Here is a 21,224-nt window from a genome sequence, read left to right on the forward strand (position 1 = left end):
TGGCTCCCTCGTCTCGGAGTATCTACTGACATCTTGCTGACGAACGAGCCGTGACGGAATCGACAAACACCCCGGGCAGGTTTTCGCCTACTGTTGACCAGGTACTCAACAGACCGAGCGGAGGAACGCGTGGAGCATGTGGACGTGCTGGTCGTCGGAGCGGGGCTCTCCGGGATCGGGGCTGCCTACCGGCTGCAGACCCAGAGCCCGCAGCACTCGTACGCCGTGCTCGAGGCGCGGGAGGACCTGGGCGGCACCTGGGACCTGTTCCGGTACCCCGGAGTGCGCTCGGACTCCGACATGTTCACGCTCGGGTTCCCGTTCCACCCGTGGACGGCGGCCAAGGCGATCGCGGACGGCCCGTCGATCCTGGAGTACTTGCACGAGACTGCGACGACGTACGGCATCGACAAGCACATCCGCTTCGGGCGCCGCGTGGTACGGGCTTCCTGGTCGTCCAGCGAAGCTCTGTGGACAGTGGAGACGAGCCAGGAGACGTACACCTGCTCGTTCCTCTACGTCTGCAGCGGCTACTACAACTACGACTCCGGGTACGTCGTGGACTTCCCCGGGCTCGCCGAGTTCCAGGGCCGGGTGGTGCATCCGCAGCAGTGGCCGGAGGACCTCGACTACAGCGGCCAGCGGGTCGTGGTGATCGGCAGCGGGGCGACAGCGGTGACGCTGGTACCGGCTATGGCTCCGCAAGCGGCGCACGTGACGATGCTGCAGCGGACGCCGAGTTACGTGGCGTCGCGGCCGGCGAAGGACGCATTCTCAGACCGGCTGCGGGCGATGCTGCCGGAGAACCTCGCGCACCGGCTGATCCGCGGGAAGAACGTGGCCTTCAGTTCCGCGGTGTACAGCGCGTTCCGGCGCTGGCCCACCCACGCCGCCTGGCTGCTGAACAGCACAGTCGCCAAGCAACTGCCCGACTCGATCCCAGCGGATCCGCACTTCACGCCGCGCTACAAGCCGTGGGACCAGCGGTTGTGCCTGGTACCGGACGCCGACCTGTTCGAGTCGCTCCGGGACGGCTCGGCCTCCGTGGTGACGGACGAGATCGAGACGTTCACTCCCACTGGCATCAAGCTGCGTTCCGGCGAGCACCTCCCGGCCGATCTGGTGGTGACCGCGACCGGCCTGCAGATGGTTGCCCTCGGCAAGATCGAGCTGACGGTCGACGGCGAGCGAGTCGACCCGCACGACACGTTCGTCTACAAGGGCATGATGCTCAGCGGAGTACCGAACCTCGCCTGGTGCATCGGCTACACCAACAACTCCTGGACCCTGCGCTCCGACCTGACCTCGCAGTACGTCTGCCGCCTGCTCAACCACCTGGACCGCACCGGCACCCGGATCTGCGTCCCGGAGATCGACCCCGCGGAGTACGACGCGCCGCCGCGGCCGGTGGTCGACCTCTCCTCCGGCTACATCCGGCGCGCCGCGTCCATCCTGCCCCGCCAGGGTTCGTACGGCCCCTGGCGGCTGCGCCAGAACTACCCCCGCGACCTGGTCACCTTGCGCTACGGCTCCCTCGACGACGGCACCATGCACTTCAGATCCGCCGCCCCACAGCCAGTCGGCTGACTCAGCCAGCCGGGGTTCACGATTCAGCTGGGCACGGGCACCGGCGGGACCGGGCCGACGTAGCGGGCGGCCGGGCGGATGATCTTGGGATCCTCGGACTGCTCGAGAATGTTGGCGGTCCAGCCGATCACCCGGCTGACCGCGAAGGTCGGGGTGAACATTGCCCGCGGCAACCCGCACAGCGACATCACCACGCCGGCGTAGAACTCGACGTTGGCGTACAGGTTGCGGCCGGGCTTAAGTTCGGCGAGCACCTCCACGATCCGCCGTTCCACCGTTGTGGCGAAATCGACCAGGTCGCCGCCCAGCTCGACGGCGATGTCCCGCAGCATGATCGATCGCGGGTCCTCGGTCCGGTAGACGGCGTGCCCGAAGCCCATGATGCGATCCCCCGCGGACACCTTCGCGCGGACCCACCCGTCGATCCGGTCCGGCGTACCGATCTCGTCCAGGCTGGCGAGCGCGCGGTCCGGCGCGCCGCCGTGCAGCGGTCCGGAGAACGCCCCGATCGCCCCGGCGACGGCCGACACCACGTCGGCGCCGGTCGACGCGATCACCCGGGCGGTGAAGGTCGACGCGTTGAAGCCGTGGTCGATCGTCGAGATCAGGTAGTGCTCGATCGCCCGCGCCTGCTCGGCTTCCGGCTCACGGCCCGTCACCAGATACAGCCAGTTCGCCGCCGCAGTGAGATCTGCCCGCGGCTCGAGCGGCTCCAGCCCTTCGCGCAGCCGGTACAACGCGGCCAGGATCGTCGGCGTCACCGCGCACACGAGCATGGCGTCGGCCCTGCGCCGCGCGCGATCCGCATCCCACAACGGCGGCAGCTGACGAGCGGCGGCCAGTACGGACAAGGCGGATCGCAACCCGGCCAGCGGGTTGAAGACCGGGCCCGCCGAAGCGATGGCCGGCAACACCGCCTGTACTTCGGCCGGCAGCACGCGTAGCGGAGCCAGCTCGGCGAGGAAATCGTCCCGCTCCGAGGCGGTCGGGAGCCGTCCCTCGAACAGCAGGAACCACACGTCCTCGACCGTCTTCGAGCGAGCCAGGTCGATCGCGGAGTACTGCCGGTAGTGATAGAAACCTTCGCCTCCCCGGACGTCACCGAGCTCGGTTTCCGTCACGATGACGTTGCGCAGCCCCGGGGGTACATCGATCGGACCATCCACTGTGATTGTCATAAGCTCAGCGTTGAATCGCGATCAAGTATTGTCAATGTTGATCCAGTCAACATAAGCGCTCGGAGGAGCGGCGGATGGTGCAGCAGAGTGACGAGAATTACCTGACGACGGCCGAGGTGGCCCGTCGGCTGAAGGTGAAGCCGGAGACGATCTACGCCTATGTGAGCCGCGGTCAGCTCACCAGCGTTCGGGCACGCGGTCGTCGCGGCAGCCTGTTCGCGGCGGCCGACGTCGAACGGCTGGCGAGCCGGACCGTCGATCACCCCGGCGTGGTGGAGCGGATCGAGTCGGAGCTGTCCCTGCTGGCAGACGACGAGTTGTACTACCGAGGTCACTCGGTCCGCGATCTGGCGACCACGCAGTCGGTGGAGTCCGTGGCACAGCTCCTGTGGACCGGCCTGCTTGATGAGAGCGAGCCCTTCCCAGCGCCGCCCGACGTGGTCGCCCTGGCCCGCACCGCGATGGACGTCGCGCCTCCGGGTGCGCGCATGACGGATCAGCTGCGCATCGCCGTCGCAGTACTGGGTGCCGGTGATCCGATGCGGTTCGACCTCGCGCCGGAGTCCGTGGTGCTCGCCGCGCGCCGTCTGCTCGGAGTACTGATCGAGGCGCTGCCTGGCGAGGCCGGCGAGGGCACCTTCGGAGGGCGGTTGTGGCCCAAACTGTCGACGCGATCGCCCGAGCCACGTGTGCTCGAGGCCGCGGCGATCCTGCTCGCCGATCATGGGCTGGCCGTCTCCACCGTCGCCGCGCGCGTCGCCGCCAGCGCCAGAGCCAACCTGTACTCCGTGGTATCGGCCGGACTCGGCGCACTCGACGGGCATTACCACGGCGCCGCGACCACCTTGGCGTACCGGTTCCTGGACCGAGCTCTCAGGGATCCCGTCGAGGTGTTGTCGGACCAGCTGCGCTCGGGCGAGCCGGTGCCGGGCTTCGGGCATCGGATCTACCAGCAGCGCGATCCACGAGCAGAGGCGCTCTTCGAGCTGGTCGCCGGCGAGCCGGTGATGGAGACGGTCCGGGTGATCACCGGGCAGCTCGCGGGCTTCCCGAACAGCGATCTGGCCGTCGCCGCGATGATGCACGCGTACGGATTCCGGCCGGATGCGGGCGAGGCCTTGTTCGCCCTCGCCCGCATCATCGGCTGGACCGCTCACGCGCTGGAGGAGTACGCCGAGCCGGGGCTCCGCTTCCGGGCCCTCGGCGTCTACACCGGCCCGGCGGTCACCTGACCTGGAGCCGGCGTTACTTCACCTTGAGCCGGAGCAGGGTTGCAGCGCCGGGTGCGAGGTTCACCGGTACGGCGCTGCCGCGCTGCGCGCCGAACTGCTTCGAGATCGCCTGGAACACCTCGACCCCGTAGACCTTGGCCGGGTCGACCGTCACCGTCGCGCGGGTGCTGGCGCTGTGGGACCGGTTCGCCACCAGCAGCCAGCGATCCTTGACCGCGGTGTCGCGGCTGCGGAAGGTGCCCACGACAACTGGTTGCTCGGAGATCCCGGTGACCAGCTCGGTCGGGGTGAAGCCGACGGCCCCGTTCGGCAACGGCGTCTCGTTGGCGTGCACGACCGACTCGGACACCAACGGCTTGAGCTCGCGCCCGACCTGGTGGAGCCAGGTGGTGTTGATCTTCTTGGCCGCGGCGTACCGGCTGGTGCGCTGGCCGTCCACGGTGATCAGCGCGGGCCCGAACCCCTCGCCGCGCGCCGCCTCAGGGGTCCAGTAGGTGAAGTACTGGATGCCCTTGGCGCCGTAGGCGAGGCTGACGTTGACCTGCCAGAGCAGCTCGGCCGCGGTCGGCTCCCGATGCCCGTTGTAGGCCAGAGTCTGGATGAACACCCACGCCGGTACGTCGCCTCGCAGCGCGGCGTCTCGCACGATCGCCCAGTTGTGGAAGTAGTTCGCGTCCTCGCGGCCCTCGGAGAGCAGCGGATAGCGGTCGAACGAGACGAGCGACGGCTTCACCACGTCGACGAAGTCCCGGTAGTAGTTCGGATCGTCCGACGGGAACAGGTTGATGTAGGGCAGCAACTGCGGCGCGAGCTCCCGCGAGACGGCCAGCGTCTTGGCGAGCGTGCCGAACCAGCCCGGCCCGGGTTCGTCGTAGAAGTTGAAGCCGGCGAGCGACGAGAACGGGCCGTAGGCATCCCTGGCCCGGGTGTAGAACTCGCGCGCCTCGGCCGGTGTGATGGTGAGGAAGTCGGCCGGGTTGTCGGAGATGGCGAACCAGCGGGACATGTTGCGGATCTGGATGTCGTCCGAGATCAGCATCTGCAACCCGGCGTCACGGGCCAGACCGAGCTGGTACTGGAAGATGTTGCCGTCACCCGCGTAGTTGCCCGAGATGACGAAGTCGAACCCGGCCTCGGCGATCTCGGTGAAGCGCTCCGGCGTACTGGCGTAGGGATGCGGCGGCCAGAACAACCCGACCGGGAACTCCGCGCCGCCGGTCAGCGGCAGGGTGTCGGGCGACGGGATCGCCGCAGCGTCGATTGCAGCATTGGTGCCTGCAGCAACGTTTGCGACTGAGGTGCCGGTTGAGGCCGCTGCGGTGCCAGCGGTGGCACCGGCTGCTGCTAGCGAGGCAGCGGTTGCGCCGGCGCCGAGTAGCAGGGTGCGGCGGCTGGGGCCGAGGATCCGGTGGGGGCTTTGCATGGTTCTCCTCCAAGGGCGGTCGAGGGAGTTCTGCTGAGGTGTTGCTCTGGCTCTGGCTCTGGCTCTGACTCTGGCTATGGCAATGGCATTGGCTCAGTTGGCGCGCCTGGTGCGGTGGGTGGCGACGGCGTCGGCGGTGACGTCGAAGGCCTGTTCGGCCAGCGGGTAGTCCCGTTGCGCGACCCCGATGTAGATCGCGTCGAGCACGATCATCTGGGCGTGCCGCCCGGCCATCCCGCCGGTCCGGAAGGTGACATCCCGGGCAGCCGTGACCAGCACGATGTCCGCGGCCCGCGCCAACGGCGACCGCGGATAGTTGGTGATGGCAACGGTCCGGGCTCCTTGCCGCCCGGCCCGCTGCAGCGGTTCCAGTACTTCGATCGTCTCGCCGCTGTGCGAGATGCCGACGGCGACATCGCCCGCACCGAGCAACGCGGCACTCGTGAGCGCGTTGTGGACATCGCTCCAGCAGTTCGCGCCACGCCCGATCCGGTGCAACCGCAGCCGCAGGTCCTCCGCGACGCAGGCGGATCCGGCCACGGAGTACAGGTCGATCCGGCGGGCGTCGGAGATCGCCCGGACCGCTTCGCCGAGAGCGTCGAGATCGAGTGCCGCGACGGTGTCCTCGAGCGCCCGGGTGTCGGCCCGCAGCAAGGTGCGAACCACCTCACCGAGGCTGTCGTCCGGCCCGACCTCGGACCCGGTCCCCCGCTCCCAGCTCGTACTGCTCCGGCCGCTCTCGGCAGCCAACGTCAGCCGCAGCTCGGCGTACCCACTGAGCCCGAGAGCAAGGCAGAACCGGGTCACGCTCGGCAAGGAGATGCCGCACCGAGCGGCGAGCTCGCCGATCGTCGACGACGCCACCGCACCCGGATCACGCAGTACCTCGTTCGCGACGCGAACCTGCGCCGGGCTCAACGCCGGCAACAACCCATGGATGCGCGCCTCGAGACTCGGCGGCGGCGACTCCACAACACTCACGTGAATGATTCTCAGAATCTTTCACCACAACTGTCAATAGTTCACAGCAACCGGATCCCGATCGGGCCTCATTCGGGCCTCCACCGGGCCTCCACCGGGCCTTCACCGGGCCTTCATCGGACCCGATTCCACCGAGCCAGGCTCGACACCACCCACACGCGCGCGACCAGTGGCTGCCCCGGCTTGTGGACAACTTGGCCGGATCCGTAGCCTCCGTTCAGTTCCGGTCAATCTTCGGAATCCCTTGTAAATAAGGGCCTTCCGGACCGGAAACTGTCGGAGGCGGCATCTAGGGTCTGGGGTATGGAGATCTTGGGCGAGCGGCCGGTGTGGTCGATGAGCGACAGCGAGCAGCTGTCGGCTCTCGACGCGGTCCACGCCGAGATCTCCCGGCTGCAGACCTACCGTCTGCAGGTCCTGGCCGCCTACGACGCGACCGGCCACGCCGCCACCCTCGGCGCGGGTGACACCGCGAGGCTGCTCGCGTTCCGGCACCGCCTGGACCCGGGCGTGATCAAGCGTGACCTGGCCTTGGCCAAGGCGCTGCGCAAATACCCCGCCGTCACCAACGCCCTGCCAGCCACCGGCGTCGGGGATCCGGCAGACGCCAATCCGGACCAGCCGGACAGCGAGCCGGACAGCGAGCCGGACAGCGAGCCGGGCGGGGAGCCGGGTGGTGAGCCGGGCGTGGAGGCCGAAGCCGATGCAGTGGTGTTGTCTCCGGCGCAGGCCGCGGCGATCGTGGCCGAACTGGAGAACGTGCCCAAGACCGTCGCGGTCGAGGACCTGGCCGTGGCCGAACAACAACTCGTCGCCCTAGGCCGCCACTTCAACCCGTCGGAACTGCGCAAGGCCGCCCGCCGGGTCCGCGACCTGCTGGACGCCGACGGCCCCGCACCGGAAGAGGACAAGGCCTATGCCCGGGAAGAGTTGCGGGTGAGGCCGGCGGACCGGGGTGTCAAGTTCAGCGGCTACCTGGCCAACGAGAACGCCGAACTGTTCCAGTCCCTCATCCTCGATGGTTCGAAGCCGCGCAAGACCGTCACCGGTGAACTGGACCCGCGCTCACCGGACAAGCGCCGCGCCGACGCCCTCACCGACATCCTCAACGTCGCCTCCAACGCCATCACCACCGCCACCGCGGCTGACACCGCCGGAGCATCCGACCCGGGCAGCGCGCCCGGGACCGCCGAGCTCTCCACCAGTCCCGACGAGGCTCCTGCCGCCGGGCGCGCCGCCGAGACCGGTACCGCCGGCCGAGGCACCGCCGGCCGTGGCGCCGCCACGAGTGGTGCTGCCACGAGTGGTGCTGCGGCGGAGGCCGGGCACGGCCCGAAGGCACACATCACGATCACCATCGACCTCAAAGACCTGACCGACGCCGGAGCCCACGCGGTCGGCACCCTGGTGCACGGCGAAGGACTGTCCGCGGGCGCGATCCGCCGGCTGGCGTGCGAGGCGCAGATCATCCCGATCGTGCTCGGCGCCAACTCCGAACCCCTCGACGTCGCCATGGCCCAACGCTTCGTCAACCGCGCCATCCGCCGCGCCCTGAACGCCCGCGACAAAGGCTGCGTCGTGTGCAAGGCCCCGCCGATCTTCTGCGACGCCCACCACCTGATCTCCTGGATCGACAACGGCCCCACCGCCCTGACCAACCTGGTCCTGCTCTGCCGCCGCCACCACATCGACACCCACCACGGCCACTGGACCATCACCCTCCACCACGGCACCGTCACCGTCGCCAGACCCACCTGGGCCGAACCCAGCCCCACCACCACCAGAACCCGCTACCGCAGACCCATCCACAGTCTTGCCAGCAGCACACCCGCCAGCAGCAGCTACGGCGGCCGCGGGCTGCTGCCCAGCCATGCCCGAAACAGCGCCCACCAGCCACCACGCACCACCGCCGCGACTGGCGCAGTCGCACAGTTCGACCCCTGGTGTGACACCGACCCGCCCGAACCACGCTCCGGCAAACAGACCCGTCCACCCGACGACCCGACCCCAGGTCAGCGGGCCCTGCACCACGCCGACAACCCGCCACCGGCCACCGCCACCGATGACCGGGATTGGGACTGGCGCCCTTCCGTCACGGGGTTCACGGAGCCCAGGCCAGGACCGCCGTGCGCCCGACCGGGCTGACGGTCCCACGACGCAGCGCACCTCGTGCGGACAGGGCAACCGAAGATCACGCCACGCCGGGCGAGGCTGTCGTACGCCCGCCCGCCCCCGACAGCCAGCATCGCGGATCTACCTACCTGACTGGCCCGCACCACGAACCCACCCACCCGACCGACCCGCACCACGGACCCACCCCGCCGGACCGACCCGCACCATGGACCCGCCCACCCCGACCGACCGACCGCACCCGCTCGCCTGTCTGACTCGCATCAAGGATCCGGCCGTTTGACTGATCTGCCTGCGCGGCGGCCGGCGGCCGCACATGCGCGGCTGGGCGTCCTCACAGACGGCTTCCTGATCGCGCTGCACGGCTGGTGGGACACCTGCTCGCAGACAAAGCGAGCGGGTGGTGTCGAGGCGGTGGAACTCGCCTCGACACCACCCGTGCATGGTGGACCGGCGCGAAGACGGCGTCGTTGTGTCCGGCTACGCGGCGTCTAGGGAGCCACGCAGTACGGCTACTCGCTGTGGGAGTTCTAGAACAGCGCGGCCATCAGTTTGCGGCGTGCCTTGACTACGCGGTCGTCGTCGGCGCCGACCACCTCGAACAGCTCGAGCAGGTGGAGCCGGACGGTGTCCCGCTCGTCGCCCGCGGTCAGCTGGATCGTCTTGATCAGCCGGTTGAACGCGTCTTCGACGTGACCGCCCATCAGGTCCACGTCGGCGACGAGTTGCTGCGCCTCGAGGTCGGTCGGGTTCTCCGCCGCGCGGGTGCGCACCTCGGCCGGGACGTCCCGGGTCCGCTTCACCAGCTGGACGCGGGCCAGCCCGGCCTTCGCCTCGGCGTCGGTCGGCGTCTCCTTGAGCAACGCCTCGTACGCCGCGATCGCGCCGTCCAGGTCACCCGCGCCGACGGCGTTCTCGGCCGCCTCATACCGCGGGTCCGGCTCGGGCTCGGCCTCCTCGGCGGGGCCCGCCGGGCCGACCGGGTCAGTCCGGCCGGTGATGCCGTTGGCGACAGCGACGGTCAGCAACTGGTCGACGTACTGGCGGGCCTCGGCCTCGGCGACGGCTCCCTGGAAGAGCGGGACCACCTGACCGCGCAGTACGGCGATCACCAGCGGCACCGTCTGGACGCCGACCGCCTGGGCCAGCTGGGGGTTCGTGTCGATGTCGATCCGGGCCAGCAGGAACTTGCCGCCGTACTCGGTGGAGAGTCTGACCAGCACCGGGCTGAGCGCGAGCGACGCCTCCGAGCGCGGCGACCAGAACTCGACGATCACCGGGACCTGGATCGAGCGCTCGATCACGTCCGCCTGGAAGGTCGGCTCGGTCACGTTCAGCACGTACGGTCCGCCGGCGGCGGGAGCACCGCCCGGCGGGACTCCGGGAGCGCCCGGCGCGCCAGGGCCACCGGGACCGCTCGGTCCACCAGGCCGCGGCGGCGCGGGTGGTGGGTTGCGCAGGGACGACAGGTCGATCGCCCCAGGACGGGAGAAGTTTGACTGGCTCACCGCTGTCCTCGCATTCCGAGCTCACTACGAACGTTCATGGGTCCATCCTCTCCGACGACTCCGAACGGTGCGGAGCGCGGGTCGCCAGCAGCAGCCTCGCCAGCCCGCTCCGGGTGCCGGCGACGGCGATCCGGGTGCCCGGCCGGAGCGTCTTGTCGAACGCCGGGGACCAGTCCCACTCGCTGCTCTCCTGCCGGGCGAGCACCCGCAGACCGCCGGTCTCGTCCAGCTCGCCAAGGCGCTTGCCGACCGCGACGGAGTTCTGCTCGACCGAGACCTCGGTGAGCAGCAGCACTCGCCGACCGGCCGGGACAGTCGTCTGACTGCGCCGGTTCGCTACCGCGGCGGCGATCGCCGGCGCCACCAGCATCGACACGGACCGGCTGTGCCCGAGACCCAGCTGCCGCTCGACCCGCTGGGCCAGGTCGTGGTCGAACATCCGCATCGTGATCCGGGCGTCCGGGTTCAGCTCCCGGACCACCATCGCGGACTCGAGATTGGTGATGTCGCCGTTCGTGATCGCCAGCACCGACTGGCAGCGCTGCACACCGGCCGACCGCAGCGTCTCCTCGTTCGCGCTGTCCCCGATGATCACCGGGATCCGCAACCGATGAGCCGTCTGTACTCCGGGGGCGTCGTCGTCCTGCTCGACGCCGATCACGGCGACACCGCGCTCGGCCAGGATCTCCAGCACCCGGGCGCCGACCGTACCGAGTCCGCAGACGACCACGTGGTTCCTCGGCCGGCCGCGGACCCCGCCGATCACCCGGGACAGCCGGGCGCCGATCAGCGAGTCGACGATCACCGCGGTCAGCAACGCCATCAGCACGATCCCGGTCAGCTGGACCACGACGCCGGCCACCTTCGCCCACGGCTCGGCCTCGGAGAACTTGTCGTCCTCGATCCCGGCCGAGGTGACCGCGCCGGCGGCCAGGTAGAGCGCCCGGAGCCAGTCGATGTTCGCGATCCAGTGGGTCAGCCCGGTGCCGATCGCCACCAGTCCGGCCATCACCGCCACGATGATGCGGACCCGCCGGTCGAACACGTCGCGGGTCGCCATCAGCCAGCCGGCCCGGCGGACGTCCCTGGTGCGCCAGACGCTGCGAATACCGGTACCGAGGACGATGTCGCCGGCCGGGTCCGAGCTGTCGATGGGCAGCAGGTCGGGTGTCGCCGACGAGGTGGTGTCGGCGAGCACGGTCAGGTGCGGATCGCGGATCAGATCGGCCGGGCCCGCCACCATCCGGCGGCCGCCCAGCTCGACCCAGGTCAGCTCGTCGTCCTCCAGCGCGTCGGCGACGAAGGCCGGCGCCGCGAGCGACGGGCCCGAGATCACCACGCAGTCGCCCAGCAGGCTGTGCAACTGACCACCGAGGCGCGGGTTGACCATCTGCACGACGATCCGCAGGTTCGGGTCCATGTCGCGAGCGGTCAGCGCGGTGTGCACGTTGCGGACGTCGTCGGCGTCCAGCAGGACCAGCGCCCGGGCGCTCGACGCTTCGTCGCTCTCGGCATCGATTCCAGCCCGGCGCAAGATCGCCTCGCTGACCACCCGGACGCCCATCACGTGCGCGCCGAGCTCACCGATCCGCTCGAAGTGCCGCGAGGCCGGGTTGACGATCGCCGTGACGTGCTCGCCGGAAGTGACCAGCTCGGTGACGACCCGGAGCATAGTGCGGTCGGACCCGCAGACCACCACGCCTCGGCCGTCCGGCGGCTGGGTCCCGCGCTGCGGCTGCCGGCCGCGGCGCCTCCCCGGTGGTGGTGGGGAGGCCTCCGCCTCGTCCTCAGAAGCGGGCGGGCTCTCGGTACTCGCCCCACTCGTCCCGAAGAACGTGACAGATTTCCCCCATCGTGGCCTCCGCACGCGCCGCCTCCAGCATGGGTTCGATCAGGCTGCCGGTCCCTCTGGATGCCTCGACCAGCGCGGTCAGCCTACGACGCACCTGGTCCTCGTCGCGCTGAACCTTGCGCGCCGCCAGTACCCGGCACTGCTCGATCTCCACCTCGTGGCTGACCCGGAGGATCTCCAGCTCGCCGGCGACGGTGTCGGTCTGGGTGTTCACCCCGACGATCTTCTTCTCACCCTTCTCCAGTTTCTGCTGGTACTCGAAGGCGGCGTCGGCGATCTCGGCCATGAACCAGCCGTCCTCGATGCCGCGCAGGATGCCACCGGTCATCGTGCCGTCCGGGCTCATCTCCTTGATCCGGGCAAAGATCTCCTCGGCCTCGGCCTCGATCTTGTCGGTCAGCGCCTCGACGTACCAGGAACCGCCGAGCGGGTCGGCGACGTTGGTGACCCCGATCTCCTCCATCAGCACCGACTGGGTCCGCAGCGCGATCTCGGCCGACTGGTCGGTCGGCAGCGCGAGCGTCTCGTCGAGCGCGTTGGTGTGCAGCGAGTTGGTGCCGCCGAGAACCGCGGCGAGCGCCTCGACCGCGGTACGGACCACGTTGAGGGTCGGCTGCTGGGCGGTCAGCGAGACACCCGCGGTCTGGGTGTGGAAGCGCAGCCACTGCGCCTTGTCGGTCTTGGCGCCGTACACGTCACGCAGCCAGCGCGCCCAGATCCGCCGGCTGGCCCGGAACTTCGCGATCTCCTCGAAGAAGTCCAGGTGGCTGTCGAAGAAGAACGACAGCCCGGGTGCGAAGGTGTCGATGTCGAGCCCCCGGCTGAGGCCGAGTTCGACGTACCCGAAGCCGTCCGCGAGCGTGTAGGCGAGCTCCTGCGCGGCCGTCGACCCGGCCTCGCGGATGTGGTACCCCGAGACGCTGAGCGGCTTGTACGCCGGGATGTTGGCGGCGCAGTACTCCATCAGGTCGCCGATCAGGCGCAGGTGTGGCTCCGGTGGAAACAGCCACTCCTTCTGCGCGATGTACTCCTTGAAGATGTCGGTCTGCAGGGTGCCGTTCAGCTTGGTGATGTCGGCGCCCTGGCGCTCGGCGGCGACCAGGTACATCACGAAGGCCGGCACCGCGGGCCCGGAGATCGTCATCGAGGTGGTGACGTCCTGCAGCGGGATGCCGTTGAACAGCCGGTCCATGTCGGCCGCGCTGTCGATCGCGACGCCGCAGTGGCCGACCTCGCCGAGCGACTTCGGGTCGTCGGAGTCGCGGCCCATCAACGTCGGCATGTCGAACGCGACGGACAACCCGCCACCGCCGGAGTTGAGGATCATCTTGTACCGCTCGTTGGTGTCCTCGGCGTTGCCGAAGCCCGCGAACTGGCGGATCGTCCAGGTGCGGCCGCGGTATCCGGTCGCGTAGAGCCCGCGCGTGAACGGGAACTCCCCCGGCCAGCCGATCCGGTCCATCCGGGGGTCGTCGGACCCCTCCGGTGGGCCGTAGACCGGCTCCACCTCGGTGCCGGACAACGTGGTGAAGTCCGCCTCACGCCGCCGCGACGCGTCGTACCGCTGCTGCCACCGGCTCCGGCCGGTCGCGATCTGTTCGGCATCCATCAGTCAGACCTCCTCGGGAACTGGTCCCAAAATACTAGGACGTCCAACTATTTCCTACCCCGGGGTGCCACCAGCTTTTTTGCGAGGGCAAAACGAGGCCCCGGCCTGAACGTCAGACACCCTCCCGCCGTACTGCGTTCAGCAGCGCGAGGGTGGCGGCGTACTGGACGCCGACGAGGTGGTTGATCGGGACCCTGTGCAGCTCTGGTTCGAGGGTCAGGGCCTCGTCCTGCCACGCACGGTAGAGGGCGTGCAGTCGCTTGGCGAGCGGGTGGAGTTCCGCTGCCGCGCTCCCCCGGGCGATCTCGCCGTCGATCGCGCGCACCAGCATCCCGCCGTACCGAAGCCGGAAGGAGCGGTGGATGTCGCGCAGGCCGAACGCCTCCGAGACCGTCGCGAGCCGGGCCGGGTCCTCCTGCTCGGCCCGGCGCCGATCCCGGTCCGGCCGCTTGCTCAGGTACGGCAGGAAGGCGGCGGTGGCACGGACGAACTGCGAGTCGTCCGACAAGTGCTCCCGGGCTGCCTCGAAGATCTCCACCAGGGCGGTGAGGTCCTTCTCCAAGCCATCCGCGGCCTCGGTCAGGACGTCGCGATACGCCACGTCGCTCGGGTTTCGGTCGTCGGCCGCGGGATGGGTCCAGTACGGCAGCTCCGCTACCAAGCTGACCGTCCCGTACCGCTCCGCGTACTCCGCGGACGACCCACCCGAGCTCGAGTACGGCGTCATCCCCAGGCTCTCGGAGTAGTCGTACGTCGCCTTGGCCGAGATCAGCTCGTACACGGCGGGGCCGAGCGCACGGGCGACCGGGGTCTCGGGCTCACCGAGGTCCAGCGGGAGATCGAAGGCCGCGGCGATCTCGTGCAGCTCCCCGACGAACCCGTCCAGGTCCCGGGTGACGTAGTAGTAGACACCGCCGAGCTCGGTGTTGTGCAGGGACACCGCGATCCTCGGCTTCAGCTCGTCGATCACCCGCATCAGGGCGAACGCCTCCGGCATCACGCTGTCGAAGTACGCCTGCTTGTACTGGAACGGGAACGACCACTCGACCTGCTCGGCCGGGGCCGGGCGGTAGAAGTTGGCAAGGTAGTGCACCCGGTCCCACGGGCCGTCGAACCAGCCCTCGTTGAGGCGGGTGCCGTCGGGGTCGATGCAGCCGATGATGTTCCACCGGCAGCCGGCCCGCAGTACGGCGTCGGCGCAGAGGTCCTCGGCCAGCTGGATCGCGGTCCAGAAGCCGATCGGCTCGTTCGGGTGCACCCCGGCGTACACGAGGGCTTCGTCGGGGCCGGTGCCGATCGAGTACATGGTGATCGGTTCGCCGAGTCGCGACGTACCGATCCTGCGTGCGGTGACCAGGTCGGGATGCCGGCCCGCGAGGTCGTCGAGGCGGGCGATGATCTCGTCGACGCCAGGAAAGTGGTCGAGGTCGGGAACGCGGCGGGCCAGCTCCAGGATCCCCTGGAGCGGACTGCAGCTCGTCGGCCGGGCTCGCAACTGAGTCTCTAGCTGAAGTCGCCGGCGGTGTGGCGGAGGGGCTGGAGGACGGACCACAGCATCTTGAGCTGCTCGTCGCTGAGGCCACGGAGGGCGAAGTCGGCCTCGACGAGGTCGGCGGTGGCGCGTTCGACCAGTTCGCGGCCCTCGGTGGTGATCTCGCACAGCACCGCGCGGCCGTCATCCGGGTGCGGCGTGCGCGTCACCAGCCCGGCGGCCTCCAGCCGGCGGACGATCGAGGTGACCGAGGTCGGGTGCACCTGCAGGCGCTCCCCCATCTTGCCCAGCGGCAGCGACCCGCGCCGAGAGAACGTGAGCAGCACCAGAGCCTCGAACCGCGCGAACGTCAGCCCGTGTTTCTTGAGGATCTCGTCGAGCTCACCGATGACGATCTGCTGCGCCCGCATCAACGACGTGACGGCGCGCATCTGCTCGACGGCACCCCAGCGCCGCCCCCACTGCCGCGACGCCTCGTCGATCGGATCGAACGGCAACGGTTTCTTCCTCGCCATGCCGGAAGGTTAGCCGCCCCTCCGGCTAATCTTCGCCAACCGGCACTTACAGAGAGGGGCGACCATGGCGAGCGACGAGCAGGATTTCCCCCGCCTGGCGGGAGATTCACCCGCCGAGCAGCTGATCAACATCCGCTTCCACTGGTACAGCTCCCAGGCCCGCAAGGCACGGCTCGCCTACTGGGGGATCGGGATCCTTCAGCTCGTCGCCGCTCTGGTGATCGCCCTGTCGGTGGCGTTCGACGCGCCTAAGTGGTTCGCGCCGGCGCTGGGCGCCCTGATCGCCCTCGCGGAAGGTGTCCGCACCTTGCTGGGACTCCAGGACAGCTATCCGACGTACCGGCGTACGGCTGAGGAACTGCGGAACGAAGCGTGGCTCTTCGCCCAGCAGGCAGGCCGGTACGCCGGTGCCGCCGACCGCCCGCAACTCCTGGCCGAGCGGGTCGTCGCCATCAGCAGCACCGAGACGGAGCAATGGGTCGGGGCCTTCAATCAGCGCGACTCTTGATGGACTGGCTGAAAGTGTCGGCGGGTGGTGCCATGCTCACCGCATGAGTCTGCCGCCTGAACGCGCCGCCTTCTATCTCGCCTGCCTGCAGGACGATTCCGCCCGTCTCGCCGAGGTCGGCCGGCTCGGCCTCGCCGCCGTTGTACCGAGCTGCCCCGGCTGGACCGTCGAGACCGTCGTCCGCCACATCTCGACCGTCTACCTGCACAAGGTCGAGGTCCTCAAGCTGGGCGCGCTCCCCGACCCCTGGCCGCCGAACCTCGACGACCGCGACGCCCTCGAGCTGTACGACGAGGCGCGCGCGGCGGTGGTCACCGCCCTGGAACAGGCCGGCACGGATCTCCCGACCTGGACCTTCTCCCCCGACGACAAGACCTCCGCCTTCTGGTACCGCCGGATGGCCCTGGAGACCGCCGTCCACCGAGTCGACACAGAGCTGGCCTACGACGTACTCACCCCGGTCGACCGCGAGCTCGCCCTGGACGGCATCGACGAACTCCTGGTCCTGATGCTCGGCGGCCCCTGGTGGGAGGAAGGCGACACCGAACACCCGGTGAACGCCACCGTCCGCGTCACCTCCGAAGGCCGCTCCTGGACCGCCCGCCTCAACGCCACCACCGCCACCGTCACTCCCGACACCAAGGGTGAGGCCGACGCGGAGATCTTCGGCGAAGCCAACGACCTCTACCTCTGGCTCTGGGGCCGCCAACCTGCGGATTCCATCCAGACCGTCGGTGACGAGGCCGCCGCAGCCGCCTTCCGCAACCGCATCGCCGAGTGCACTACCTGAGCCTGTTCCTTGGCGAGCAGCTTGGTGAGTTGAGGGACCAGGTCGGCTGGGTGGAGGCCGAGTGGTTCGAGCATGTCCGGTCCGGCCCAGAGCAGCTCGAAGCTGTTGGTCTCGCTGTGCGCTTCTGCTTCGGGCCCGGACAGGACAGGCTTTCCGACGACGTCGGTCATCAGGAAGTACTCCGCAGGCCGCCCGTTGTGCAGCCCAGTCCAGAGCAGCCGATCGATGCGCGCCTCGAGCGTCGTTTCCTCGGCTAGCTCCCGGAGGGCAGCCTCTTCGGCGGTTTCGCCCGCCTCCACGTGCCCGCCGGGCAGCACGGCGTACTGATGACCGCGACAGTTCAGCCCCGGCCAGCGCGCGTCGTCGCACATGACACAGAGGTCGGCACTCTCATGCCGCAGATACCGCTTGATGACCAACACTCTGCCACCAGCCACAACAACAGCAACCGCCCGAGGAATCCCCACACCCCGCACCCTGCCACCCCCCACCGACACTTTTCCGCCCAGCATCCGGCCGGGTCTCGCGCCGGTGCCGATGCCAACGCCACTGCCTCAGACGGAACCCTCGCTACCTGAAGCAGACCAACTGAACTCGTCGATGGCGTGGCTCGGCCGAGCCCGGGCGGCCGACGGCGCGGACCAGCCAGCCCGGCGGTGTGTGGCCAGCTCAGCCCACCCGGTGCCGGACCAGGCGCGCCACATGCCCTTCACCGAGCCGCGACGCAGGAGACCCGAGGCGGCCGGAGTACGGCCTAGTCGTGGTCGGGGTCGTCGGTCCAGTTGGCTCGTTCGGAGTTGAAGATCGACTTGCTGGCGCTGCCGGTGACTCGGGTGGGGGCGTGGTGGGCGGGGGCCGTGGTGGTGGTGACCTCTTGGGCCGAGTCCATGCCGATCGGGCCGGTGCCGTCGTCGTCGGAGTCGTCGTCGTCTCCTTGGATGACGTCGACGCTGGCGGAGGCTCGCAGGCCGGTGCGCTGGATGACGCGCTGGATCGTCAGGTCACGCTCGTCGGGCCGGCCGACGTACCTGATCTCGCGGAAGCCCTGGTCCTGCGCGGCGGACTCGAAGACGAAGTGGCCGTAACCGAGGAACCGGCCGTTGATCGGCTTCTTCAGCGTGATGTCGAGGATTCGCGCGATCGGGGTGGTCGCGACGGTCTGGGAGAAGACGCCCCGGATCCGCATCACCCGCATGTTGGTGACGACGAACCTGTCCCGGTGCTCGGTCAGGAACCGCCAGAACGCGTGCCCCAGCAGGACCAGGACGATCACCAGCAGCACGGCCGTCGCGTTCAGCGGAGTCCACAGCGTCGCTACCAGCAGCGCGGTCGCCAGCACGACCTCCAGCATCGGCATGATGAACACCACCCAGTGGTGTCGCACCTCGTCGATGACGACCTCGCCCTCGTCCGAGATCAGATGGCGCCTGACCTTCGGATCGAAGATCCTGAAGAGGCCTATCCCGGCCATCCACTCACTCCCCTGTCCACCACGCTGTCGGCCCCGCGGCGTTCACCACAGCCGTCACATCCATCACAGTCAAGTGTCCCGCACGAAGGCTCGTCACGGGACACTTGACTGAAAGTTCAGCCGAACAGCGCGGACAGGAAGGTGATCACGCTCGAGAACGCATTGCCAACGGCCGAGAACGCACCTCCCACGGCATCCGCGGCGCCCACCGGCTGTGTGAACAGATAGAACGCCGCAAAGGCGATGACCAGCCAGATCAGCAGCTTCTTCGCCATCACCACTCCTCGTTCGCAACCAATTCGGTCGACTGTGTTGTATCACGGATAGTCACCAACTGTCACTGACTGAACACAGCCCACCGCACAATGCTCGCCAGCTACAAGATCCATTCTGTAACGGATCAGGGGGCATGGCATCCATCGGCGCGCCGCCGTGAGACGAATGCCGCTCGATAGGCCGGAAATCCTGTAACGCTTGCCCGTTTTCGGACTCGCCGATCCCTGCGACAGATCGACAGAGGCCGTCGCAGCGCCCGAATGCGGGCCGACCGGAATGGCGAAAAGAAGGCCCCCGGTTACAGAGCGGCGATCAGTTCGTCGGCCGCGGCGTACGGGTCAGTGTCACCGTCTGCGACCTTCGCGGCCAGTACGTCGAGCCGGGCGTCACCGTGCAGGTGGGCGAACCGGGCTCGCAGCGCGGTCATCGCGATCGCCTCGACCTCGTCCCGGGCCCGGCTGCGACGGCGCTCGACCAGCACGCCGTTGCCGCGCATCCAGGTCAGCCGGTCCTCGATCGCGCCGACCACCTCGTCGATCCCTTCGTTGCGCGAGGCAACGGTTTTCAGGATCGGCGGCACCCAGGAGTCCGGGGTCCGCTCGGCCAGCGCCAGCATGGCGCGCAGGTCGCGGGTGACGTTCTGGACGCCGTCGCGATCCGCCTTGTTCACAACGTAGATGTCGCCGACCTCCAGGATGCCGGCCTTGGCCGCCTGGATCCCGTCGCCCATGCCGGGCGCGAGCAGGACCAGGGTCGTGTCGGCCATCCCGGCGATCTCGACCTCGGACTGGCCGACGCCGACGGTCTCGACCAGTACGACGTCGAAACCGGCCGCGTCGAGCACTCGCAGCGCCTGCGGCGTAGTCCAGGCCAAACCGCCCAGGTGACCGCGCGATGCCATCGACCGGATGAACACCCCGGCGTCGGTCGCGTGGTCCTGCATCCGGACCCGGTCCCCCAGCAGCGCGCCGCCGGAGAACGGCGACGACGGGTCCACAGCCAGTACTCCGACCCGCTTCCCGGTCGCCCGGTACGCCGAGACGAGCGCCGAGGTCGAGGTGGACTTCCCGACCCCGGGTGACCCGGTGATGCCGACGATGTGCGCCTGGCCCGCATGAGGCGCGAGCGCGGCCATCACCTCACGCAGCAGCGGCGACTCGTCCTCGACCAGTGAGATCAGCCGGGCAACGGACCGGGAGTCGCCGTTCCGCGCTCGCTCGACCAGCTCGGCGACCGGGGCAGTCCGTCGGGGCATCGTCTCACTGTCAGCTCACGAGCAGCTCTTCAGCCAACTCTAGGGGTCATTCCTAGTACCCAAGCTATTGCCTCCGCCCCGCTTCCCGGCCCGGGACCTGCGGACGACACGCTCCGGGCGAGTCGTCCGGTCAGTTCTCTGCCGGACGACTCGAACCATCTCCCCGGACGGAGGTTGGGATCAGTTCTGCTGCGGGACTCGGACGATCAGGGCGTCGCCCTGGCCGCCGCCGCCGCAGAGGGCTGCGGCGCCGGTGCCGCCGCCGCGGCGCTGGAGTTCCAGGGCGAGGTGGAGAACCAGGCGGGCGCCGGACATTCCGATCGGGTGGCCGAGGGCGATGGCGCCGCCGTTGACGTTCACCTTGTCGAGGTCGACGTTCAGCTCGCGGGCGCTGGCGATGCCGACCGCGGCGAACGCCTCGTTGATCTCGATCAGGTCCAGCGAGGCAGGGTCGATGCCTTCCTTGCCGCACGCTTTCACGATCGCGTTGGCCGGCTGGCTCTGCAGCGACGAGTCCGGTCCGGCGACCGAGCCGTGCGCACCGATCTCGGCCAGCCAGGTCAGCCCGAGCTCCTCGGCCTTCGCCTTGCTCATCACCACCACAGCGCAGCCGCCGTCGGAGATCTGCGAGGCCGATCCGGCGGTGATGGTGCCGTCCTTGCCGAAGGCCGGTCGCAGCTTGGCGAGCACCTCGACCGAGGTGTCACCGCGAACGCCTTCGTCGGTGTCGACCACCAGCGGGTCGCCCTTGCGCTGCGGCACCTCGACCGGGATCACCTCGTCGGCGAAGACGCCGTTCTTCCAGCTCTCCGCGGCCAACTGGTGCGACCGGGCGCTGAACTGGTCCTGCTCCTGGCGGGTCAGCTTGAGCCCCGAGGTGTTCGCCTGGTCGGTGAGCGCGCCCATCGGCTGGTCCGTGAACGCGTCCCAGAGGCCGTCGTAGGCCATCGAGTCCAGCATCGTCACGTCGCCGTACTTGAAGCCCTCGCGCGACTTCGGCAGCAGGTGCGGCGCGTTCGTCATCGACTCCATCCCGCCGGCCACGACCACGTCGTACTCGCCGGCGCGGATCAGCTGGTCGGCGAGCGCGATCGCGTTCAGGCCGGACAGGCAGACCTTGTTGATGGTGATCGCGGGCACCGACATCGGCACCCCGCCCTTGGTGGCGGCCTGGCGGGCGGTGATCTGACCGCCGCCGGCCTGCAGCACCTGGCCCATGATCACGTACTCCACCTGGTCCGGCGTGACACCGGCCTTCTCCAGGGCGCCCTTGATCGCGAAGCCGCCGAGCTCGGCGCCGGTGAAGCCCTTGAGGCCACCCAGCAGCCGCCCGATCGGGGTCCGCGCACCGGCCACTATGACGGTCTGGTTCTGCGAGCTACGAGTGGTGTCAGACATGCCGCCACGATACCTGCGA

General features: G+C 69.1%; 19 protein-coding genes. 6 read left to right on the forward strand and 13 right to left on the reverse strand.

Annotated elements, in window-relative coordinates:
- Positions 1 to 129 precede the first annotated feature (129 nt).
- On the forward strand, positions 130 to 1,587 hold the full coding sequence (locus EV648_RS38420) for an NAD(P)/FAD-dependent oxidoreductase (protein WP_132300728.1): 1,458 nt from the start codon (positions 130 to 132) through the stop codon (positions 1,585 to 1,587).
- A gap of 23 nt (positions 1,588 to 1,610) precedes the next feature.
- Here EV648_RS38420 and EV648_RS38425 read toward each other — a convergent pair whose 3' ends face one another.
- Positions 1,611 to 2,765, reverse strand: a complete 1,155-nt coding sequence (locus tag EV648_RS38425; RefSeq protein WP_132300730.1) for a citrate/2-methylcitrate synthase — start codon at positions 2,763 to 2,765, stop codon at positions 1,611 to 1,613.
- A gap of 74 nt (positions 2,766 to 2,839) precedes the next feature.
- Between EV648_RS38425 and EV648_RS38430 the strand changes: the two genes are divergently transcribed.
- Positions 2,840 to 3,997, forward strand: coding sequence for a citrate synthase (locus EV648_RS38430; protein WP_132300732.1), 1,158 nt, complete (start codon positions 2,840 to 2,842; stop codon positions 3,995 to 3,997).
- A gap of 13 nt (positions 3,998 to 4,010) precedes the next feature.
- On the opposite strand, the gene EV648_RS38435 is transcribed toward EV648_RS38430, so the two are convergent.
- Positions 4,011 to 5,420 (reverse strand): hypothetical protein, encoded by a 1,410-nt coding sequence (locus EV648_RS38435; RefSeq protein WP_199235064.1) that lies wholly within the window; start codon positions 5,418 to 5,420, stop codon positions 4,011 to 4,013.
- 93 nt (positions 5,421 to 5,513) lie between these two features.
- Positions 5,514 to 6,401, reverse strand: a complete 888-nt coding sequence (locus EV648_RS38440; RefSeq protein ID WP_132300734.1) for a MurR/RpiR family transcriptional regulator — start codon at positions 6,399 to 6,401, stop codon at positions 5,514 to 5,516.
- Between the two features lie 303 nt (positions 6,402 to 6,704).
- On the opposite strand from EV648_RS38440, the gene EV648_RS38445 reads away from it, so the two are divergent.
- Together EV648_RS38445 and EV648_RS38450 are read left to right on the forward strand one after the other, a co-directional pair.
- On the forward strand, positions 6,705 to 8,546 hold the full coding sequence (locus EV648_RS38445; RefSeq protein ID WP_132300736.1) for an HNH endonuclease signature motif containing protein: 1,842 nt from the start codon (positions 6,705 to 6,707) through the stop codon (positions 8,544 to 8,546).
- 264 nt (positions 8,547 to 8,810) lie between these two features.
- Positions 8,811 to 9,026: a hypothetical protein gene (locus EV648_RS38450; protein ID WP_132300738.1), complete on the forward strand. Its 216-nt coding sequence runs from the start codon at positions 8,811 to 8,813 to the stop codon at positions 9,024 to 9,026.
- Positions 9,027 to 9,061: 35 nt separating this feature from the next.
- Here the strand turns inward: EV648_RS38450 and EV648_RS38455 are convergent, their stop codons facing one another.
- The 5 genes from EV648_RS38455 to EV648_RS38475 all read right to left on the reverse strand — a co-directional run bounded on the left by EV648_RS38455 (position 9,062) and on the right by EV648_RS38475 (position 15,507).
- Complete coding sequence (locus tag EV648_RS38455) at positions 9,062 to 10,039, reverse strand: tetratricopeptide repeat protein (RefSeq protein ID WP_132300740.1); 978 nt, start codon at positions 10,037 to 10,039, stop codon at positions 9,062 to 9,064.
- Between the two features lie 34 nt (positions 10,040 to 10,073).
- Complete coding sequence (locus EV648_RS38460; RefSeq protein WP_132300742.1) at positions 10,074 to 11,906, reverse strand: NAD-binding protein; 1,833 nt, start codon at positions 11,904 to 11,906, stop codon at positions 10,074 to 10,076.
- On the reverse strand, positions 11,827 to 13,500 hold the full coding sequence (locus EV648_RS38465; protein ID WP_132300744.1) for a methylmalonyl-CoA mutase: 1,674 nt from the start codon (positions 13,498 to 13,500) through the stop codon (positions 11,827 to 11,829). Before EV648_RS38465 ends, EV648_RS38460 begins: the two co-directional genes overlap by 80 nt.
- A 112-nt stretch (positions 13,501 to 13,612) precedes the next feature.
- On the reverse strand, positions 13,613 to 14,995 hold the full coding sequence (locus tag EV648_RS38470) for a M14 family zinc carboxypeptidase (RefSeq protein ID WP_158294186.1): 1,383 nt from the start codon (positions 14,993 to 14,995) through the stop codon (positions 13,613 to 13,615).
- Between the two features lie 8 nt (positions 14,996 to 15,003).
- On the reverse strand, positions 15,004 to 15,507 hold the full coding sequence (locus EV648_RS38475; RefSeq protein ID WP_132300748.1) for a MarR family winged helix-turn-helix transcriptional regulator: 504 nt from the start codon (positions 15,505 to 15,507) through the stop codon (positions 15,004 to 15,006).
- A gap of 64 nt (positions 15,508 to 15,571) precedes the next feature.
- Between EV648_RS38475 and EV648_RS38480 the strand changes: the two genes are divergently transcribed.
- Both EV648_RS38480 and EV648_RS38485 read left to right on the forward strand, forming a co-directional pair.
- Positions 15,572 to 16,015, forward strand: a complete 444-nt coding sequence (locus EV648_RS38480; protein ID WP_132300750.1) for a DUF4231 domain-containing protein — start codon at positions 15,572 to 15,574, stop codon at positions 16,013 to 16,015.
- 43 nt (positions 16,016 to 16,058) lie between these two features.
- Entirely contained in the window at positions 16,059 to 16,805 is a 747-nt protein-coding gene (locus tag EV648_RS38485; protein ID WP_132300752.1) for a maleylpyruvate isomerase family mycothiol-dependent enzyme, read from the forward strand.
- Here EV648_RS38485 and EV648_RS38490 read toward each other — a convergent pair.
- The 5 genes from EV648_RS38490 to EV648_RS38505 all read right to left on the reverse strand — a co-directional run bounded on the left by EV648_RS38490 (position 16,700) and on the right by EV648_RS38505 (position 21,205).
- Positions 16,700 to 17,317 (reverse strand): NUDIX domain-containing protein, encoded by a 618-nt coding sequence (locus EV648_RS38490; protein ID WP_132300754.1) that lies wholly within the window; start codon positions 17,315 to 17,317, stop codon positions 16,700 to 16,702. The two genes, EV648_RS38485 and EV648_RS38490, sit on opposite strands and share 106 nt — an antisense overlap.
- 242 nt (positions 17,318 to 17,559) lie before the next feature.
- Positions 17,560 to 18,276, reverse strand: a complete 717-nt coding sequence (locus tag EV648_RS38495; protein ID WP_132300756.1) for a PH domain-containing protein — start codon at positions 18,274 to 18,276, stop codon at positions 17,560 to 17,562.
- 116 nt (positions 18,277 to 18,392) lie between these two features.
- Entirely contained in the window at positions 18,393 to 18,551 is a 159-nt protein-coding gene (locus EV648_RS43540; RefSeq protein WP_199235065.1) for a hypothetical protein, read from the reverse strand.
- 299 nt (positions 18,552 to 18,850) lie between these two features.
- The gene (gene meaB / locus EV648_RS38500) at positions 18,851 to 19,807 is read right to left on the reverse strand and encodes a methylmalonyl Co-A mutase-associated GTPase MeaB (protein ID WP_132300758.1); all 957 of its coding nucleotides are present in this window, start codon (positions 19,805 to 19,807) and stop codon (positions 18,851 to 18,853) included.
- A 180-nt stretch (positions 19,808 to 19,987) separates the two neighbouring features.
- On the reverse strand, positions 19,988 to 21,205 hold the full coding sequence (locus tag EV648_RS38505; RefSeq protein WP_132300760.1) for an acetyl-CoA C-acetyltransferase: 1,218 nt from the start codon (positions 21,203 to 21,205) through the stop codon (positions 19,988 to 19,990).
- Positions 21,206 to 21,224: the final 19 nt, after the last annotated feature.

The sequence above is a fragment of the Kribbella sp. VKM Ac-2568 genome, assembly GCF_004345365.1.
GTDB lineage: Bacteria > Actinomycetota > Actinomycetes > Propionibacteriales > Kribbellaceae > Kribbella > Kribbella orskensis.

What these genes read in the sequence shown, in the direction of transcription:
- meaB (WP_132300758.1), bottom strand. Translation starts at nt 19,807, where the DNA reads ATGCCCCGACGGACTGCCCCGGTCGCCGAGCTGGTCGAGCGAGCGCGG.
- EV648_RS38430 (WP_132300732.1), top strand. Translation starts at nt 2,840, where the DNA reads ATGGTGCAGCAGAGTGACGAGAATTACCTGACGACGGCCGAGGTGGCC.
- EV648_RS38435 (WP_199235064.1), bottom strand. Translation starts at nt 5,420, where the DNA reads ATGCAAAGCCCCCACCGGATCCTCGGCCCCAGCCGCCGCACCCTGCTA.
- EV648_RS38505 (WP_132300760.1), bottom strand. Translation starts at nt 21,205, where the DNA reads ATGTCTGACACCACTCGTAGCTCGCAGAACCAGACCGTCATAGTGGCC.
- EV648_RS38495 (WP_132300756.1), bottom strand. Translation starts at nt 18,276, where the DNA reads ATGGCCGGGATAGGCCTCTTCAGGATCTTCGATCCGAAGGTCAGGCGC.
- EV648_RS38445 (WP_132300736.1), top strand. Translation starts at nt 6,705, where the DNA reads ATGGAGATCTTGGGCGAGCGGCCGGTGTGGTCGATGAGCGACAGCGAG.
- EV648_RS38490 (WP_132300754.1), bottom strand. Translation starts at nt 17,317, where the DNA reads ATGCTGGGCGGAAAAGTGTCGGTGGGGGGTGGCAGGGTGCGGGGTGTG.
- EV648_RS38485 (WP_132300752.1), top strand. Translation starts at nt 16,059, where the DNA reads ATGAGTCTGCCGCCTGAACGCGCCGCCTTCTATCTCGCCTGCCTGCAG.
- EV648_RS43540 (WP_199235065.1), bottom strand. Translation starts at nt 18,551, where the DNA reads ATGGCGAAGAAGCTGCTGATCTGGCTGGTCATCGCCTTTGCGGCGTTC.
- EV648_RS38480 (WP_132300750.1), top strand. Translation starts at nt 15,572, where the DNA reads ATGGCGAGCGACGAGCAGGATTTCCCCCGCCTGGCGGGAGATTCACCC.
- EV648_RS38465 (WP_132300744.1), bottom strand. Translation starts at nt 13,500, where the DNA reads ATGGATGCCGAACAGATCGCGACCGGCCGGAGCCGGTGGCAGCAGCGG.
- EV648_RS38425 (WP_132300730.1), bottom strand. Translation starts at nt 2,765, where the DNA reads ATGACAATCACAGTGGATGGTCCGATCGATGTACCCCCGGGGCTGCGC.
- EV648_RS38475 (WP_132300748.1), bottom strand. Translation starts at nt 15,507, where the DNA reads ATGGCGAGGAAGAAACCGTTGCCGTTCGATCCGATCGACGAGGCGTCG.